At 69.1% G+C, this 19,165-nt stretch carries 11 protein-coding genes; 5 read left to right on the forward strand and 6 right to left on the reverse strand.

The window, feature by feature from the left end; all coding sequences use genetic code 11:
* Positions 1 to 12 precede the first annotated feature (12 nt).
* Positions 13 to 3,258, reverse strand: a complete 3,246-nt coding sequence (locus NIE79_RS10485) for an AfsR/SARP family transcriptional regulator (RefSeq protein ID WP_238678356.1) — start codon at positions 3,256 to 3,258, stop codon at positions 13 to 15.
* 250 nt (positions 3,259 to 3,508) lie between these two features.
* Between NIE79_RS10485 and NIE79_RS10490 the strand changes: the two genes are divergently transcribed.
* Positions 3,509 to 6,493, forward strand: a complete 2,985-nt coding sequence (locus NIE79_RS10490) for a glycoside hydrolase family 3 protein (protein WP_238678357.1) — start codon at positions 3,509 to 3,511, stop codon at positions 6,491 to 6,493.
* A gap of 53 nt (positions 6,494 to 6,546) precedes the next feature.
* Here the strand turns inward: NIE79_RS10490 and NIE79_RS10495 are convergent, their stop codons facing one another.
* The 3 genes from NIE79_RS10495 to NIE79_RS10505 are packed head-to-tail and all read right to left on the reverse strand — an operon-like array spanning position 6,547 to position 10,036.
* Positions 6,547 to 8,619, reverse strand: a complete 2,073-nt coding sequence (locus NIE79_RS10495; protein WP_238678403.1) for a CotH kinase family protein — start codon at positions 8,617 to 8,619, stop codon at positions 6,547 to 6,549.
* Positions 8,616 to 9,437: a polyphosphate polymerase domain-containing protein gene (locus tag NIE79_RS10500; RefSeq protein ID WP_238678358.1), complete on the reverse strand. Its 822-nt coding sequence runs from the start codon at positions 9,435 to 9,437 to the stop codon at positions 8,616 to 8,618. The genes NIE79_RS10495 and NIE79_RS10500 overlap by 4 nt, the downstream gene beginning before the upstream one ends.
* Positions 9,434 to 10,036 carry a DUF4956 domain-containing protein gene (locus NIE79_RS10505; RefSeq protein ID WP_091393400.1) on the reverse strand — a complete coding sequence of 201 codons (603 nt, stop codon included), beginning with the start codon at positions 10,034 to 10,036 and terminating at the stop codon, positions 9,434 to 9,436. Before NIE79_RS10505 ends, NIE79_RS10500 begins: the two co-directional genes overlap by 4 nt.
* A 971-nt stretch (positions 10,037 to 11,007) precedes the next feature.
* Between NIE79_RS10505 and NIE79_RS10510 the strand changes: the two genes are divergently transcribed.
* Positions 11,008 to 13,683 (forward strand): ricin-type beta-trefoil lectin domain protein, encoded by a 2,676-nt coding sequence (locus NIE79_RS10510; RefSeq protein ID WP_238678359.1) that lies wholly within the window; start codon positions 11,008 to 11,010, stop codon positions 13,681 to 13,683.
* Between the two features lie 44 nt (positions 13,684 to 13,727).
* On the opposite strand, the gene NIE79_RS10515 is transcribed toward NIE79_RS10510, so the two are convergent.
* Positions 13,728 to 14,918, reverse strand: a complete 1,191-nt coding sequence (locus NIE79_RS10515) for a DUF1996 domain-containing protein (RefSeq protein WP_238678360.1) — start codon at positions 14,916 to 14,918, stop codon at positions 13,728 to 13,730.
* Positions 14,919 to 15,093: 175 nt separating this feature from the next.
* Here NIE79_RS10515 and NIE79_RS10520 point away from each other — a divergent pair, with 175 nt between their 5' ends.
* Positions 15,094 to 15,390, forward strand: a complete 297-nt coding sequence (locus NIE79_RS10520; protein ID WP_238678361.1) for a DUF6582 domain-containing protein — start codon at positions 15,094 to 15,096, stop codon at positions 15,388 to 15,390.
* Between the two features lie 62 nt (positions 15,391 to 15,452).
* A complete protein-coding gene (locus NIE79_RS10525) occupies positions 15,453 to 16,667 on the forward strand; it encodes an FUSC family protein (RefSeq protein WP_238678362.1) in 1,215 nt (404 codons plus the stop codon).
* A gap of 69 nt (positions 16,668 to 16,736) precedes the next feature.
* On the opposite strand, the gene NIE79_RS10530 is transcribed toward NIE79_RS10525, so the two are convergent.
* Positions 16,737 to 17,162 carry a VOC family protein gene (locus NIE79_RS10530; protein WP_238678363.1) on the reverse strand — a complete coding sequence of 142 codons (426 nt, stop codon included), beginning with the start codon at positions 17,160 to 17,162 and terminating at the stop codon, positions 16,737 to 16,739.
* Between the two features lie 164 nt (positions 17,163 to 17,326).
* On the opposite strand from NIE79_RS10530, the gene NIE79_RS10535 reads away from it, so the two are divergent.
* Entirely contained in the window at positions 17,327 to 19,156 is a 1,830-nt protein-coding gene (locus NIE79_RS10535) for a glycoside hydrolase family 15 protein (RefSeq protein ID WP_238678404.1), read from the forward strand.
* Positions 19,157 to 19,165 lie beyond the last annotated feature (9 nt).

Genomic DNA, 19,165 nt, shown 5'->3' on the forward strand with positions numbered 1-19,165 from the left:
GTGGTATGGCCGCTATCCGACAGTGGCACCGACCGCCCGACCGTCGTGCCGATCCAGCAGGGCGCGGACGGCACTCGCCTCGGCCGAGCCGAGCGCGTCGAGGATGTCGAGTGCCTCCTGCCAGGCCCGCGAGGAGCCCTCCAGGTGGCCCAGCGTGATCAGCGCGCGGGCGCGTACCAGGGGTGCCCCGACTACTCCTGCCCGGTGTGCCGCCTCCCCGGCGTACCGTGCCGCCTCGGCATCGTCGCCGCGGCGCCGCGCGATGTCAGCCAGCGCGGCCAGGGCGTCGATCTCGATGACCGTGGCGCCGGCCTGGCGGGCCAGGGTGACCGCCCGCTCCAGCGAGGAACTGGCCAGCAGGGGCGTCCGCTCGGCGACGACTGCGGCGAGACCGACCAGCGCCTCGGCCTCTGTCGCCGGCAACCGCGCTGACCTGGCCCACTCGGCGGCGCGGGTGTGCGTGGCTGCCGCCCGGGTGGGATCGCCGGTCAACCGGAGCAGCGATCCCTCGGCGATGTCGATCGAGGCCTTGCAGAGATGATCGTCGGCCCGGTCGGCGAGGCCCCGAGCGGCGGCGAGTGCCGCCTTCGCCTCGGCGACCTCGCCTCGCAGCGTGTGGATCTGGCCGATACCGGCCAGTGAGTTCGCTTCGATCGACGCCATGTCGATCTCGCGGGCCGTCAGTACCGCCGCCCGGAGCTCGGCCAGGGCAGCCGGGTAGTCGCCACGATTGATGTGCAGGAGGCCGAGATTGTTGAGGATCACCGCCTCGTTTGGCCGTGCGCCGTCCTCTCGGTGGATGGCGATGGCCGAGGTGAGCCGGTCGACCGCCAGCCGCAGTCGACCCGACATCGCGTAGATCGTGCCGAGATTGCTCGACATCACCGCGATGCCGTAGCGGTGCTGGATCCGTTCGTTCGACCGCAGCGCGTGCTCGAAGCAGGCCGCCGCTGTCGCCAGTTGCCCAAGGTCGCCGAAGACCGCCCCGAGCGAGCCGGCTGCCGCGGCCTGCCCCTGCACGTGCCCGGCCTTGCGGAACAGGTGAGCCGCCCGCCGCTGGTGGGCGATGGCGACCAGGTGGTTGCCGGTCAGGTGGTACACGTTGCCCAGACTCAGGTGCGCGGATGCCCGCAGCGCGAGGTGTGTTCTGCCACCCGAGGCGTGCAGCGCCGCCTGGGCGACCAGCAGCCAGTTCAGGGAATTGCGGGTGACCCAGAAGTACGTGCGGAGCTGGTCGGCGAGCAGCGCGGCAGTGGCCCTCAACGCGCCGTCGGCGCTCGCTCTGATCAGCGCCACCATGTTTGACTCCTCGGCCTCGAGCCAGGCCAGTGCCGCGGCGCGGTCGGCAAAGCCGGCGGCCTCCACCGCCAGACCGGTCGGAAGCTCAAGACGGATCCGCCCAGGTGCCAGCAGGTCACCGGCCGCCTGCGCCCGGACGAGATACCACGCGAACAGGCGGGACAGTGCGCCGTGCGCCTCCGACCGGCCAGGATGCCGGGCACTGTGCTGTCCGGCGTAGAGCCGCAGCAGATCATGCAGGACGACCCGGTCGTCGTCGCACTCCAACAGATGCGCCGAGGCGAGCCGCTCCAGCGTGCGATGGGCCGCGTCGGTCGTCGTCTGGGCGAGGTGGGCGACCGCGTCGACTGGCAGCGCGAGGCCGGGCACGGTGCCGAGGATGCGGAACATGCGCTGGGCATCGCCCGAGAGCCGGGTGTAGGAGAGGTCGAACGCCGTCTGCACGGCGACGCTGGGGTCATCGTCGATCGCCAGGGCGGCGATGGTCCGCTGTCTCAGCTGCCGCACGTACGCCGACACCGCGAGGTCCGGTTCGTCGCGCAGTAGCGCCGCCGCGATGCGAATGGCGAGGGGGAGGCGGCCGCAGACCTGGGCGAGCTCCCGGATCGCGTCGCGTTCGGCGGCTCGCGGGCCGTCGCCGAGCAGGACGGTGAGCAGCTCGACCGCGTCTGACTCCGGTAGTAGACCGATGGTCAGGCGGTGCGCGTCCTCCTGTGCCACCAGCCCGGTCAGACGGTCGCGGCTGGTGACCAGCACCAGGCTGTGCGCCGAGCCGGGCAGCAACGGCCGAACCTGCTCGGCGTCGAGGGCGTTGTCCAGCACGATCAGCAGGCGGCGATCGGCGACGACAGTGCGGTACAGCGCCGCGGCCTCCGCAGGCTCGACCGGGGTGCGGGCCGCCGAGACGCCCAGGCCGCGCAGTAGGGCACCGAGCGCCTCCGCCGACCGCAGCGGGCGGCCGGCAGAATAACCCCGCAGGTTGAGGAAGAGCTGCCCGTCCGGAAAGCGGCCCCGGACGCTGTGTGCCCATCGGATGGCGGTTGCCGTCTTACCGACCCCCGCCGTGCCGACGACAGCCGACAACACCAGCACCTGTGGCCCCGCCGCTCTGGCGAGCAACTCGTCGAGCTGACGCGACTCGGCGCCGCGGCCGACGAAGTGCCCCGGTGGCAACGGTAGCTGTGCCGGCCCGTTGCCCGAGGTCGTCGGGGCGACGGCCTCGGGCGCTGGCGCGTGGAGCAGGGCCCGATACGTTGCCTGGATCTGCTCGCCGGGAGCGACACCGAGATCGGCGGCGAGCCGGTCGGCGAGTGCGGTGTACGCCGCGATGGCCTCGTTGCGCCGACTCAACCCGCCCAGGGCCAGCATCAGCAACTCGACCGGGCGCTCCCGGGTCGGATCCTCGCTGATCAGCTCGTGGAGCGCGGTCAGCATCTCCCGGTGTTGGCACGCCGCGAGTCGCGCGTCGAGCAACGCCTCCCGCGCGCTCAGGCGCGCTTCGTCCAGATCGGGGAAGAGCCGGACACGCTGGACGTCGTCGAAGACATCGGCCAGGGCCGCGCCCCGCCACAGACCGAGTGCTGTGGTGAGCAGTGCGATGCGCTGGCCAGCGTCGGCGACGCCCCTGCTCTCGGACACCATGGCGGTGAAGCGGTGCACGTCGACGCATTCCGGCGCGATCTCCAACGCGTAGCTGTTGGGTCGGGCGAGCAGCGCCGGCTCCACCGACCGATTCAGCTCCAGAGTGGACCGGAGATGCGAGACCATCGCCTGTAGCCCCGCCCGCGCCTGTGCCGGTGGCCGGCTCTCCCACAGTAGGTCGATGAGTCGCTCGGCGGAGTGGAACTGGCCCGGTCGCATCGCGAGGATGGCGAGCAGCCGTCGCTCTTGTCGACGACGGATGGGAACGACGCGCCCGTCGAGGAGAGCCTCGACCGGGCCAAGCAAGCGCACCTCCACGGCCGGAGGCTAACAAGACGCACCGACACGAGGGAGCAACGAATGTCTATCTGGGATGCGCCTGGTTGCCCATCCATTGGTGCACATCTATAGTTGCGCGGATCAACACAATCATGGCCGTGGTGACGCGGCTGGGTCGTCGAAGCGCTTCGACGATTCGTCGTTCAGGCCCGTCAGCCGGGTGCCGAGCCTGGTCACGCCGGTCTCGGCGCCCCTCTGGGCGTCTGCCGTACGACATGAGGAGAACCGCATGCGGAACTGGCGCCTTCGGCGCGGAATCACCGCGCTCGCGCTCGCCCTGCTAGCCCTACCGGCCGTTCCCGGCACCGCGCTCGCCGAGCCCACCTACCCGTTCCGAGATCCCGACCTGCCCGTGAACGTCCGGGTCGACGACCTGCTCGGCCGGCTCACCCAGGACGAGAAGATCTCGTGGCTGCACCAGTACCAGCCGGCCATTCCCCGGCTGGGAATCGGCCTGTTCAAGACCGGCACCGAGGCGCTGCACGGGGTGGCCTGGTCCACCGACATCGACAACAACGGCGCGGTGGTCAAGGCCCGCGGCACGGTCTTCCCGCAGCCGGTGGGCATGGCGAGCACCTGGAACCCCGATCTGATCCGGCAGGTCGGTTCGGCCGTCGGCGACGAGGCGCGCGGCTACCACGCGCAGAACCCCCGGGTCTGGGGGCTCAACCTGTGGGCGCCGGTGGTCAACCTGCTGCGCGACCCCCGGTGGGGCCGCAACGAGGAGGGCTACTCCGAGGACCCGCTGCTCACCGCCGCGATCTCCACCGCGTACGGGTCGGGGATGACCGGCGGTGACCCGAATCATCTGAAGAGCGCACCGACCCTGAAGCACTACCTGGCCTACAACAACGAGGTCCGGCGCGACGTGACCTCCTCGAACGTGCCGCCTCGGGTGCTCAACGAGTACGACCGTGCCGCCTTCGAGCCGGCCATCGCCGCCGACGCGGCGACCGGGATGATGGCCGCGTACAACCTGGTCAACGGTCGCCCGGCCACCGTGGACCCGGACCTGGCCACAGTGGTCCGCGACTGGACCGACCAGCCGCTGATGAACGTCACCGACGCCTGGGCGCCGAACAACCTCGTCGCCTCCCAGGGGTACTACCCGACCCAGGCCGAGGGGAACGCCGCGATCATCAAGGCCGGCCTGAACAGCTTCATCACCGACGACACCAACGCGCAGCCGACCATCACCGCGATCAAGCAGGCCCTGGCGGCCGGTCTGCTGACCGAGGAGGACATCGACGCCCGGATCCGCGAGATCCTCAGCGTCCGGTTCCGGCTGGGTGAGTTCGACCCGGGCGGCGGCCGGTACGGCGGCATCACCCCGGACGTCATCAACAGCCCGAAACACCAGCGACTGGCCCGGCAGGCCGCCGGCGAGGCGATGGTGCTGCTGAAGAACGAGCGGCAGGCGCTGCCGCTGGACCCGGCCCGGACCGGCAAGGTGGCGGTGCTCGGCCCGCTGGCCGACACCCTCTACTCGGACTGGTACGGAGGCGACCTGCCGTACCAGGTGACGGCGCTCGGCGGCATCCGCGAACGGTTGGGCAGCTCGGCCAGTGTGAGCGGGCTCGACGGGGCGGACCGGATCGCCCTGAAGGACGTGGCGACCGGCCGGTACGTCTCGGCCACCGGCACCACCGACGCCGACCGGGTCCTCGGGACCGGCGCCACCCCGGCGCTCGTCGCCCAGTTCGACGTTGTCGACTGGGGGCAGGATGTGGTGACGTTGCGCAACGCCGCCAACGGCCGCTACCTCGGCTACAACTGGGGGCCGTTCGTCACCCGCGACGAGCAGCCGAACGGCTGGTACGTCCAGCAGCAGTTCAAGCTGGAGCCGCAGGCCGACGGGACGGTGGTGCTGCGTTACGTCGGCTACGAGACCACCGAGAGCTGGTTCGGCACCGACACGTACGTGACGGTCGGCGACGACGGTGCCCTCAAGCTCGGCGCATCGACCCCGGCCGCCGCTACCCACTTCAGTCGTGAGGTGATCAGCAGCGGAATCGACCGGGCCGTGGCGGCGGCCAAGGCGGCCGACACCGCCGTGCTGGTGGTCGGCAGCAACCCGTTCATCAACGGCCGTGAGGCGCACGACCGGACCTCGACGGCGCTGAGCGCCGGCCAGGAGGCGCTGGTCAAGGCCGTGACCACTGCCAACCCGCGGACCGTACTCGTGCTCCAGACCAGCTACCCGGTCACCACCCGGTGGGAGCAGGAGCACGTGCCGGCCATCGTCTGGACCACCCACGCGGGCGCGGAGACCGGTCACGCGATCGCCGACGTCCTGTTCGGCGACCGCAACCCGTCCGGCCGGCTCACCCAGACCTGGTACCGCTCGGACTCGCAACTGCCGCCGGACCTGCTGGAGTACGACATCATCTCCTCCGGGCAGACCTACCTGTACAGCCGCGCGAAGCCGCTCTACCCGTTCGGCCACGGCCTGTCGTACACCCGCTTCCGGTACGGCCAGTTGCGTGCCGGTGCGCAGTCTGTCGCGGCCGACGGCACCATCACGGCCAGTGTCGACGTCACAAACGTCGGGAGCCGGGCCGGGACCGAGGTCGTTCAGCTCTACACCCACCAGCGCACCTCGCGGGACACCACCCCGATCCGCCAGCTCAAGGCGTTCCAGCAGGTGAAACTCGCGCCCGGCCAGACCCGTACGGTGACGTTGCGCCTGCCCGCCGCCGACCTGGCGCACTGGGACGTCACCCGCAGCCGGTGGGTCGTCGAGTCGTCCGTCCACGACCTGATGGTCGGGGCGTCCGCCGAGGACATCCGGGCCCGCGCCGCGGTCCGGGTCCGTGGTGAGACCATCCCGGCCCGCGACCTGTCCCGGCCCACCAGGGCGGAGAACTTCGACAGGTACGCGGGAGCCCGGCTCGTCGACGAGACGAAACCCAGCGGTACGGCGGTCGGCGCCACAGCGGCCGACCAGTGGATCTCCTTCGACGGTTCCGCGCTGCGGGCCGACGCGCGCACCTTCACCGCAACTGTCGCCAAGGCCGGCGCGGGCGCCGGCACGATCCAGGTCCGGTTGGGGTCGCCCACCGGCCGTCTGCTGGGCACGGCCACAGTGCCCAGCACCGGCGACGACTACCGGTACGTCAGCATCAGCACCGAGTTGGCCCGGGCCGTCGGCACCCACGACGTGTACCTGGTGTTCGACTCCCCGCTGCGGCTGGCGGAATTCTCCATCAGGTGACCGGAGCCCGGGGCCGGGTCGATTCGTCGACCCGGCCCCGGGCCGGTGGCTGGTCAGCTGGCCGTGCAGGTCAGCGTCGGTGTGCTGGGCGTGCCGGTGGACGAGCCGAGGAAGCCGAACGCGGTGCTGGCGCCGGCGCCGAGAGCCCCGTTGTAGGCGACGTTGCGGGCGGTGACCGCCGATCCCTGGCTCGTGACTGTCGCGTTCCAGGCCTGGCTGACGCTCTGGCCACCGGCGAAGGTCCACGTCACCGTCCAGGTGCTGATCGCCGACGTTCCCGCGGTGACCCGTACCTCGCCCTGGAAGCCGCCGGTCCACTGGCTGGTCAGCGCGTACGTCGCGGTGCAGCCGACCGCCGGAGGTGGAGTGGTGGGCGGCGGCGTGGTGGGAGGCGGGGTGGTGACGGAACCACCCCAGCCGGCGGTGGAGTCCAGCCAGGCGGCGCGCCGCAGCATCCAGTCCCGCATGACCTGGACCTGCCCCTGCCAGGTGGGCGAGGTCGGGGTACGGAAGAAGCTGACCGTCGGCGCCGTCAGGATCGGCCAGCGTTGGAAGTTGCGCTGAGCGGCGTTGGTCAGCGGGGTCGCGAGAGCGTTGACCCGGGTCTGGAGCGCGGCGTCGGAGAGCAGGCCCCGTCGTAGTGTCTGCCAGCGCGACCGGGCCTGGTTGACGAACGCGGGGTCGCGCAGCAACTGGGCGAACCAGTCGTTTGCCGACGGCTGCCGGGTCTGCTGGTGTTGCCAGCCTGACACCTGGTCGTTGGCGAAGAACCCACCGACGCCGAAGCTGAGGTCGAAGTCCCACAGCGGACCCGCGAAGATCTTGCTGTCCCGATCCTTGTAGAAGTGCGAGCTGCGGACGTAGGCGTCCATCTCCCGGCTCAGCTCGTTGACGGTCATGAGGTCGATGAAGGAGTCGACGTCGATGTACTTGCGGTATCCGGTGGTCGGGTCGGCGAAGTTCGACGAGTGCAGCACGTCGTTGAACTCCTGGAGGTGACCGCGCAGCCATTCCCGTTGCTGCGGTTGCAGGGGCGACGGGTCGGCGACCTCAAGATAGTTCCAGCACGTGGCCGCCGGCCCGGTGCACGGCAATGTCGGCTCCTCGGCCGCCATCCACTCGAACTTCCAGATGTACCCGCCCTGGATCTTCGGCAGTGTCACGTCGTCGGAGTCCAACTGCTTCAGGTCGAGGCGGTCCTTCGAGTTCTTGATCGTCTCCATGAACATGTAGACGCCCATGTAGTCGCCGGCACCCACCGGCGCAGCGTCCGTGTTGAGGTAGAACTCGGCGAACGCGTAGCGCGGGGCCGGCAGCCCCATCTCGCGTCCGAGGTCGTAGACGAGCGCCTCGCGGATCAGCGCCTTGTCCGGGAACGGGCCGCGCAACACCCAGTCGGAGTCGGCGGGCATGCCCAGCACCGGGTGGTCGGCGTCGTCGTTCTCGTTGTCCCAGAACTCGACGCGGAACGGCGTCTTCTCGAACGTCGCCGACGAGTTGCCGCGCAGCCGGAACCCCGCTCGGGTGCTGAGCGTCGGGGCGGCCGCCAGCGACGTGGTGCCGCCGCCCGTCGGTTCGAAGATCATGGTGGTGGCGTCGAAGTACTCACGGTCGGGCCGGCCCGCGCCGTACGAGTCGATCAGCACCACCGGCAGGTCGTGGGCGGTGGTGACGTTCTGTGCCGCGTACATGGCGGTGCCGGGCGCACCCGTCGGTGTCTGGCCGACGAACGCCTGTGCCCGCAGTTGGGTGGTGCGGGTGAAGCGCAGCGCCGAGCCCGAATAGAGCGACGACTGGCCGGTGGGCGGCTGCCCGTTGGTGGTGTAGCGGATCTGGGCACCGCTGACCGTGCTGCTCAGCGTCACCGCCACCTCCCCCTGGAAGGTGCCGCTGGGCACCGAGAAGGTGATGTCGCCGACCAGGTCGTCGGGTGCGGCGGCGGCATCGGCGGCCGGGGTGCCGGCGAGGAGTTCGGTGACCGGTTGGGCGGCCTGGGCAGTCGCGACGGGTTCGGCGCCGGCCGGCGGCGACGACACCACGAGGAGCCCTGCGACGAACACTGTGGTGGCGGCGATCCCGGCGGCACGAAGGGCCCCCAGCGGAAGACCGGTGTTGCGGGTGGTCATGCGCACGATGCCTCCTGTTCTGATCGGGTGGGAACTGCCAACTCCAGGAACGCCGAGGACGGGTCGGCGCGGAAATGGCGGCGTAGCGTCCGTCGCCACGGCACGTCTGGAAGGTCCAGGCGGAGAGCAGCGAGACCGGTGGCGTACTTCGAGATGCGGACGGGCCGGTTCCCGCGCTGCCACAGCACGCGGTCGACCAGCGAAGGGGCCGAGCTGGTCTTGGTCTCGACCACGGCGATGCCGGGCAGCCGCAGGGTGCGGTCACCGTCCTGCCAGGTGAGCCCGGTGTCGATGGTGACCCGGCTCGCGGTCGACGGCAGCAGCAGAGTGGAGCGACGGTAGCTGGTGACCAGCACCGGCTCGAGCGGGCTGCCGACGAGATCGGACAGGATCGACTCCCGATCGAGCACCTCGTCGACGAACCCGCGCCCGGACCGGACGGTGCGGCGGTCCTCGACGAGATAGGGCAGTCGGTGCTTGGTGACCCGTCCGCGCGCTCCGCTGATCTTCACTTCCAGCCAGCACTGGGCGGAGTCGAGGTAGGTCCGGGTCCGTACCTTGAAGCGCCTGCGCCGCCGGTACGCGGCGCAGTGGTAGCTGGCCAGACAGGGCGTGTCGAAGTACACGGACTCGTACCGGAAGCTGCGCTCGCCATCGATGTCCAGCACCCGGGCGTACGGGGTGAGCTGGTCCAGCAGGTGCGGCAACTCGTCCACCGCGATCACGTACTTGCGGTCCACCCTGCACTGCAGCGCCGCTCGGTCGATCACCTCGGCGAGTGCGATCGGTGCCAGCGTGCCCAGCGGTGGCGCGCTCATCGGAGCGCCCCGGCCCGGACCGACTTGCTGGTGCCGGCCGCCGCGCTGCGCCGGGCGACCGAGTATCGGACGTCGACCACTGTGGTCTCGTTGACCATGTCGAGCCGCTGGACGATGGCGTTGTGCACGCGGGCGTTGAGTAGTTGCTCCAGCTGGGCGACGAGAGCGACGTGATCGGTGACGGCGGAGTCGAGCACCATGATCTGGTGCCGGTAGTGCCGGAGCAGCCGTCGGTGGTCGCCGACGAACATCACCGCGACGATGAGTGCCATCAGGCCTCCGCTGAGCCAGACCGAGGTGGTGCTGAGTGCGCCGAGAATCCCCAGTGCGAGAGCGGAGAAGTAGTACGCGACCTCGTGCTGGTCGAGCTCCGTCGACCGGAGTCGGATGATGGAGAGCACTCCGAACAGCGCCAGCCCCAGCCCGAGCCCGGCACCGACGTCGCTGGCGCTCAGCGCGCTCGCCACGGCGAGGACGCCGACGTTGACCCCCAGGTAGGCGACGACCAGGTCGCGCCGGCGGTGCCGGGGGAAGTAGAGCCCGAAGACGAGCAGCGCCACCGCGCAGATGTCGATCGCGAACAGGACGAGCTGCGACATCGCTGGGGTTCCTCCTGGTTCACGCCGGAGTGGGCCGACGCCAGGTCCGCCGTCGCTGCGTGGCGACCTGCGAAGGTGGCCGGACCTCCGGGCTACTTTTCGGTAAACTTTCGGTATTTCGTTGGTGACTGTAAGCAGAACATCAACCGAAGTCAATGTGTGATCCGTGCGCACATGCAGGTCCCGGGGCCGGCTGGCGAGGGTGCGGGGCGCCTGACGTGGGCATGCCCGGGACGTCGCATCGACTACCGAGACCGCCGAAAGTTTCGGAGTCTTTCGGCCTCGGAGCGTCTCGACTGATCAGTTCCTGGTCGCGGGTTGATCGTCGGTCCCGCCCGGGGTCGCTGAGCCTCCACGTGACCCGCCTTGACGGGTGGGCTCAGCAACTGCGGCGCCTATGGAGCTGATGCCGCAAGCGAGTCAGGCGAGGGGGCCGGCAGTCGGTGATGTCGTAGGCGATTCAGCTCCAAAGGAAGGCCGGAGCACCGACGCTCCCTGGCCCGACGCTCCCTGGCCCGACGCTCCCTGGCCCGGCGCTCCCTGGGTCGCCCCGACTGCACGCGACGTTCAGCGCCCCCGCGCTGCGGGCAAGCCCCACGCCACCGTCCGGTCGCCGGCCGTCGAGGCGTGTGCGAGTGGTCGCGGGCCTCCACGGCGAGCCCACGTCGTCGCTGGGGATTCGTCGGACGACGTAGGCAGAGGTGCGCGGACGGCATGGTTGATCTGCCCGATCCGACGGCATTTCTGCATAGACGCCCTCCAATTGCCGGTTGCATTGGTCAGACGTGTGACCTACGCTCCCAGTAAGAATTTCGGGGCGGTTAACAAAGAGTGCGGTCGGGGCGACGGAAGTCCCCGCCGGCCCTTAGTGGCGTCGCTGTTCCGTACTCGTCGCTCGATACGCACTTTGGGCACCACATCGACGACCAGTGAGAGGAACAGACGTGAAGTCAGCCATATCCACCGCTCGAATGTCAGTGTTGGCGGTGGCGGCGCTTGTCGCCGCCACACTGCCGGCAGTGCTGACAAACCAACTGCCGGCCTCGGCCGCGGTCCAGGCGACCTACTATGTAGCCCCGGGCGGTAACGACGCCAATCCGGGCACTCTGGAGTCGCCATTCCGGACTGTCCAACGCGCCCGGGACGTCGTTCGTACGGTAAACACGAACATGACCGGCGACGTCAACGTCTACCTCCGTGGTGGCACCTATCCGGTCAGCAGCACCGTCGAATTCGGAACGAGCGACTCCGGCACCAACGGATTCCGGGTCAGCTACGCGGCCTACAGCAACGAGAAGCCCGTCCTCGACGGTGGCGTCCAGGTGACCGGGTGGAGCCAGCACAGCGGCAACATCTGGAAGGCTCCGCTCGACCGCGCCAACAAGCTGCGGGCGCTCTACGTCAATGACAAGCGCGCGTTCATGGCGTCGAAGACGATCAGCTCGGCGGGCTGTTACGGGACGTACAACATCACCGCCAACCAGGCCTCCTGGGCCTGGGAGTCGGGCTCGCAGTGCGACGGCGCGAAATACGGCCTGAACGACTTCCCGGCCGTCGCCAACAACCAGGACGACATCGAGATCGAGACCGGAACGACCTGGACCACTGCCATCGTGGGCGTCCGCCAGGTGACCACGAGTTCCGACGGCGCGAACCGGGTCGCTCTCTTCCAGCAACCCGGGGCGGCCATCGCCCAGGGTTCGTTCAACGGCAACGCCCAGGTGGGTGGCACTCACAAGCTCATGAACGCCTACGAGTTCCTCGACGCCCCCGGGGAGTTCTACTTCGACAAGACCAGCCGCACGCTCTACTACTACAAGGCCAGCGCCGAGAACATGTCGACAGCGACGGTCTACGCGCCGAACAACGTCTCCACAGTGCTGCGGGTCGCCGGCACCTCGACGAGCAGCCACGCGCGCAACATCACGTTCTCCGGCCTGACGGTGCAGCACTCCGATTGGAACCTGGTCAACGTCGCAGGCTCGGTCCTCAAGCAGGCGCAGCAGGGCAATCTGAGCGCGAACGTGTACGCCAAGGGCAACTTCCACGTCTACCACTACCGCAACGTCGACGTGGTCCCCGGCATCGTCCAGGTGCAGAACGCCGACGGGATCCTCCTGCAACGCAACCGGATCCAGCACACCGGTGCCGACGGGATCAGCATGGTCAACGACGTGCAGAGCACGCAGTTGATCGGCAACCACACCAACGACGTCGCCGGGTCCGCGATCCTCGTGGGCCATCCGCAGCACGTCTACATCGGCGACGGCACGTCGACCAACCGGGAGAAGTACTCCGCGTCGGTCGAGGGGCTACCGAAGAACATCGACATCAAGAACAACTACCTCTACGACAGCGCGGTTCTGTTCAACGGGCACAGCCCCATCTCCGCGTACTTCGTCGACACCCTCACCATCCAGCGCAACCGGATCGAGAAGACCCCGTGGTCCGGCATCACGCTCGGCTGGGGCTGGTGGAACTTCGACGGGTCGTCGGGCTCGATCGTGCCGAACCGACCGACCACCACGGCGAGAAACAACACCATCAGCTACAACCACATCATCGACACTGTGCAGCGCCTCAGCGACACGGCCCCCATTTACACGCTCGGGAGCCAGCCCGGGACCACCATCACCAACAACTATCTCCAGGGTGTTCCGTCGGGCCACAAGTACGGACTGCACCCGGATGAGGGATCGGCGTTCATCACGTTCCGCGACAACGTCCTGAGTATCGACAAGAACGTCACCTGGATGATCAATTCGGACGACTTCGGGCGGAAGCACGATCTGAGCATCACGCAGATCTACGGCCCGATCAACAAGGTCTCGAACAAGAATCTGCCGAACAGCACCGTCGCCGACATCCTCGTCTCGTCCGACTATGTCTGGCCGGCGGCGGCATACGGCATAGCCGCGAACTCCGGCCTTGAGGACGCCTACCGGGACGTCATTCCGGCGAGCAATTTCTCCGCACCGAACTATGTGCTGCCAGCCAGCACCTTCGTCACCAGTGCCACGGCGTCGATCCCGATCCGGAGCATCGGCGACGCCACCAAGTCGGTCTGGTTGGCGCCGTACGGCACGACCACCTTCACCGCCGGGGCGACGATGACCAGGGCAGCCGGCACCGCCACGTCCATCGCCGTGCCGGCAACTCAGGGCGAGTACCGGCTCTACGTCGTCGACGCACAGGGCAACCGGTCGGCCGAGTCGACAGCGATCGTCCGGCAGCAGCAGGGCGGTGGCAGCGGTACGGGGAGTGGACAACTCGTGGGTGCCCAGTCCGGTCGCTGTGCCGAGGTGCCCAACTCCTCGACCACCAACGGCACCCAGACCCAACTCTGGGACTGCTCCACGGGCACCAACCAGCGGTGGACCCAGACCGCCAGCAAGCAACTGACCGTGTATGGCAACAAGTGCCTGGACGCCTCCGGGGCCGGCACGGCCAACGGCACCGCGGTCATCATCTGGGACTGCCACAGCGGGCTCAACCAGCAGTGGAACCTCAACGCCAACGGCACCGTGACGAACGCCCAGTCCGGGCTCTGCCTCGACGCCAATGGCGCCGCCACCGCCAACGGCACCAAGCTCATCCTCTGGTCCTGCAACGGCGGCACGAACCAGCGGTGGACGCTGCGTAGCTGACCCGACCAGACTCCGGGGCCAGGCCGACACGGGCCTGGCCCCGGCTACTTTTGATAGCCGTAGTTGTCGCAGGTCCGGCGTCCCTGGACGCAGTTCCTGGTGCGCTTGTTCATGGTGTTGACGTCCCACATCACGAACGCGTCGCCGTGCATCGACGAGGCGCTCTTGCCCTCCTTGTCGGAGGAGAGGTAGTAGCCCGCCGGGGTGCCCTTCGCCGGGTACTGGATGTCGAAGGTTATCGCCGGGATCCGGACCGGGTGACTGGTCGGGCAGGAGTTGCCGCTGCCGTACGCCACATGGTCCTTGTGGTTGGGGCTGTCCAGGTGCTTGCCGTCCCAGCAGTCCGGGAACTGCATCATGAAGTGCAGCGTCGCGTCGCCCCCGCAGATCGGCCAGTTGCCGTTGGTGCTGCGGGCGATGCCGTCGAGGTCACCGGGGCCGTAGAAGGCGCAGTAGAACTGGCCGGTCGCGCCGCGCGGGGTCGGCTTCTTCTTCTTGGCGTCACCGGAGATCATGCGCAGGCCGTTGGGCATCGGCATCTGGCCGGTCGAGTTCTTGGCGAGCGAGCGGTAGTAGACCCGGAACCCGGTGGTCTCGACCGGCTTTCCCGTCGCGTTGTCGTAGAGCGTGGGCACCCAGTAGGCGGAGTGGTCCTGGACCGGCTTGCAGGAGGTGGCAGTGAACTTCGTCAGGTCCCCGGCGACGGTGTTCGCGTCGACGGCCTTGTTGCCGACGAACGAGTGCATGTGTGACGCGCCCGGGAGTCCGGGGGCGACGATCGGGTCATCCGGTAGCCGGTGGCTGTACTGGCAGTCCGCCCGGAACTCCGGCAGGTTGCCCACCCCGGACGGGACGGGGTCGATCGTCAACGCCCGGTACGCGTCGGCCTGCGCCTTCCAGGCTGCCCGGTCGACCGGAATCCAGCCGGTTGCCGGGACCTTCGGCGCGGCTGCGGTCGACGGCGTCGCGCCGGGCGACGGGGTCGTGGAGGCTGACGGCGTCGCGGAGGCCGACACCGCCACGCCGGTCGCCGCCGGCTGCCCGGCCGGTGACGACGGGTAGTCGAGGGCGTTGGCCGCGTTCGACGGCTCGGGCTGCGGTGCGCCTGAACCCAGGTACACGCCCCCCGCCGCGATGACGAGTACGGCCGCCGCGCCGACGGCCACACCCAGCCTGTTGCGGCCGAGCCAGCCAGGGACGCGATGACGGGGCGGTGGCGCGCTGTCGTACGACACTGTCACTCCCAACGAGTGGACGCCAGGATGACCCGAACGGCCACGGCGGCCGAATGCTAGGCGCTTCCGGCCCGCGCCCGGAAGGTCTTTAAACCTTCCTTAAAGTACGCGGGCCCTGTCCGGCAAATGTCGGTTGCGGAGGTGCTGCCGGACAGCGCGCGGGTAATGCTGGGCGATGACATCAACCTGGAAGCCCCACGAGAAGCACGGCGGCCTGTCGGACAAGGACAAGCGCGAGCTGCCGGAGAGCGTCTTCGCGTTCCCCGACAAACGCAAGGAACCGATGACCGATGCCAGCCACGTCCGCAACGCCATCGCCCGGTTCGATCAGGTGCAGGGCGTCACCGACAAGGACCGCGACCTGGCCTTCCAGAACATTCTCGCCGCCGCCAAGCACTACGGTGTCGACGTCGCCGAGACGAACTGGCGCCAACTCGGCAAACTCCCGCACACGCCGAACCCCGCCCACTGACGGGACACCACACCATTCAGCTCTGGCCGGATAGGTACGTCTCCGCCGGGTAAGCGGCGCGGATGCCCGCCACGCAGGAGCCGGCAGCTGACAACGACCCGCCCCCGCACGGGGTGTCCCGGGTCGACCGAACGTGGGACGGCCTGCGCGAGCGGGTGCGGCACGGGGTGCGCTCCCGCGCCTGGCGCCTGCGCCTCTACGGGCTCCTCGCCGTGCAGGCCGGCGTCGCCGCGACGATCGCCTGGTTCGTGGGGGCCCAGTTCCTGGACAACCCCGCCCCGGTGCTCGCGCCCACCACAGCTGTCGGCATCGTGGCCGCCGCGATGGGCTCACGCCTGCGGCGCACCATCGAGCTGCTGGTCGGGGTCGTTCTCGGGCTCGCCGTCGGCGACGCGGTCATGCCGCTGTTCGGCATCGGGCCCTGGCAGACCGGCCTGGTCGTCGTACTGGCGATCATCGTCGCCATCCTGCTCAAGGGAGGTGGCTCCCTGCTCACCCAGGCCGGTGGCACAGCGGTGCTCATCGCCACACTGGAACCGCCAGTGCGTGACCTGTCCGTTCCTCGCTTCGTCGATGCCGCGGTCGGCGGCTTGGTCGGGTTGGCGGTCGGTCTGCTGGTGGTGCCCATCCACCCGCAACGGACCGTGCGGCGTCTGGCCGAACCCGTCCTCGACCCGGCCATCGCCGCCATGCATGACCTGGCCGGGGCGCTACGCCTTCGGGATCTTGACGGCGCACAGCGGAGCCTGGATGCGTTACGCGGTCTCGGCTCCCGGCTGACCGTGCTCGACGAGGGCCTGGGCGCCGCACAGGAGGTGGTGAGACTGGCACCACTGCGCTGGCGGGAGCGCCCATCCCTGGCCTACTACACCGATGCCGTCCGACATATGGAACGCACCCTGTACAGCTTGCGAGCGATCGCGAGGAGGCTCACCAGGGCCCTGCGGGACGGCGAACCGGTGCCGGACGAGTTTCCCGCGGCCATCGACCTGCTGGCCGACAGCGTGCAGACGCTGCGATGCGCGATCCGCGCCCGGGCCGAGCCGCAACAGGCGCGCCAGCAGATCCTGACCGCCGTCGAGCTGGTCGGTAAGGCGCAGGGACCCGCGGCGTCGGACCCCACCCGCCCGCACACCCACCGGCTGGGCTACTCCGGCATGATCGCTGCGGGTGACTTCCGCACGTCGGCACACGACCTGTTGATGGCCAGCGGGCTGAACGCCGACGAGGCCGCAGCGTTGGTGCGGCGGACGGCGGACCGGGACGAGTGGGACTGACCCACCCCGGCACCTCCGCCACTGTCGCCGAGCCCCCAGCCGCGCGTCGGGAACGCCGCGCGCGCCCCCTCAGGTGGTCTTCAGTGAGGCGAGGACGTCGAGGTAGTGCGGGTTCTTCATGACCCCCAGCACGTTGCCGAACGGGTCGACCACCGCCGCGGTGATGAACCCCTCGTCTCCGTGCGGAGTGATCGGCTGGTACTCCGTGGCACCCATCGCCAGCAGCCGCTCGACTGTCGCGTCAAGGTCGTCGACGTACCAGTGCATGACCACGCCGCCGGGTCCGGTCGCCGCGCCGGCCGGTGCGAACTTGCGATCGATGATGCCCAGTTCGGCCTGGTAGTCCCCGATGCGAAACTCGGTGTAGGCCGGGCGTCCGTCGGGGCCGGGGCGCATGAAGTACGCCTCGACGCCGAGGAAGTCCGCGTACCAGGCGGTGGCCGCTTCCACGTCGTCCGCCCAGATGTTCAGGGTGGCGAATCCTCGCAGGCTCATCGGGTGTCCTCTCGTCGATGTCGTCGGTGGTGACGCTATCGACGATTGCGGAAGGTGTGCTTCCGCAATGAGCGGTGGTCTCGACCGTGTCCAGCCGCGGGCCGCATCTTTCGACGGTGCCCGGGTAGTCGCCGCCATTGCCAGTACTGATGGCGGGGGACAGCGTGGACAGCTACCCGGCAGTCGAGGACCACGGTCTGATCGGTGATCTACAGACCGCGGCGCTGATCAGCACGGACGGTACTGTCGACTGGTTCTGCGCGCCCCGCTTCGACTCGCCGAGCGTCTTCGGCGCGCTGCTGGACCGCCGCAACGGCGGCCACTTCCAGCTCTCGCCCGACGGCGTCGACTACACGAGCAAGCAGCTCTACCTGCCCGGTACGCCGATCCTGATCACCCGGTTCCACAGCGCCGACGGTGTCGGTGAGCTGTTGGACTTCATGCCGGTCACAGGTGCGGAGGCCACCGACCGGCACCGGTTGATCCGGCTGGTACGGATGGTCCGGGGGAGCATGCGGTTCCGCTTCCACTGCCACCCACGGTTCAACTACGGGCGCGATCCGTACGAGCTGGAGGTGCACCCCGAGGGCGACGTCTTCCGCAGCGCGACGATGAGCTTCACCCTCGCCGCCTTCAAGAACTCGCTCCGCGAGTTCGAGACGCGAAACATCAAACGCGACGCCGACGGGGTGTCCGCGTCGTTCACCCTGCACGCCGGTGACATCGGCGGGGTGACCCTGGAGACTGCCTGTCCGCACGCACCCCGCGCACTCAGCACCGACGAGGCGTGCGATCTGCTCGCCGAGACCCGCGACTACTGGCGGCGGTGGGTGAGCGGTTCCCGGTACAAGGGCCGTTGGAGGGAGACGGTCGAGCGGTCGGCGATGACCCTCAAGCTGATGACGTACGCACCGACCGGCGCCCTGGTCGCCGCGCCCACCGCGGGGCTGCCCGAGCAGATCGGCGGGCAGCGGAACTGGGACTACCGCTACACCTGGATCCGGGACGCGTCCTTCTCCGTGCACGCGCTGCTGCGCCTGGGCTTCACCGACGAGGCCGAGAAGTATCTGCTCTGGCTCGACGCGCGCATCCGTGAGGCACGGGACGGCAACCTTCCCCTGCAGATCATGTACCGCATCGACGGCTCACCGGACCTCCCCGAGGAGGTGCTGGGTCACCTGGAGGGATACCGCGGCTCCGCGCCGGTGCGGATCGGCAACGGCGCCGCGGGGCAACTCCAACTCGACATCTACGGCGAGGCGCTCGTCTCGTTGGAGCTCGCGGACCGCAACGGGCTGATCGCGCCGTACGAGGGGTGGCGCAAGACGGCCGGCTTGATGGACTGGCTCTGTGCGCACTGGGACCAGCCCGAGGACGGCATCTGGGAGACCCGTTCCGGTCGGCAGGACTTCACCTACGGTCGGGTGTTGTCCTGGGTCGCGCTGGACCGGGCCATCCGCATCGCGCGACGCCGGGGCCGCCCCGGTGACATCGCCCGCTGGTCCGCCGAACGTGACGCCATCTACCAGCAGGTGATGACGCGGGGGTTCAACCAGGAACGTGGCGCGTTCGTGCAGCACTACGGCTCCGACATCCTGGACGCGTCGCTGCTGGCTATGCCCGGTCTGAACTTCATCTCGCCGACCGACCCGATGTGGGAGTCGACGCTGCGGGCGATGGACACCGGGCTGGTCTCCGACAGCCTGGTCTACCGCTACGACCCGAGAGCCTCGCCGGACGGCCTCGCCGGCACCGAGGGCACCTTCAACATGTGCACCTTCTGGTACGTGCAGGCGCTCGCCCTGGCCGGCCGGATCGACGACGCCCGGTTGACCTTCGAGAAGATGCTCACCTACAGCAACCCGCTCGGCCTCTACTCCGAGGAGATCGCGCCGACCGGTGAGCAGATCGGCAACTTCCCGCAGGCGTTCAGCCATCTCTCGCTGATCAGCACGGCGGCGCACCTCGACGACCTGCTCGACCAGCAGGGTTGACCGGTCGGG

It is taken from the genome of Micromonospora trifolii (genome assembly GCF_022229005.1).
GTDB lineage: Bacteria > Actinomycetota > Actinomycetes > Mycobacteriales > Micromonosporaceae > Micromonospora > Micromonospora trifolii.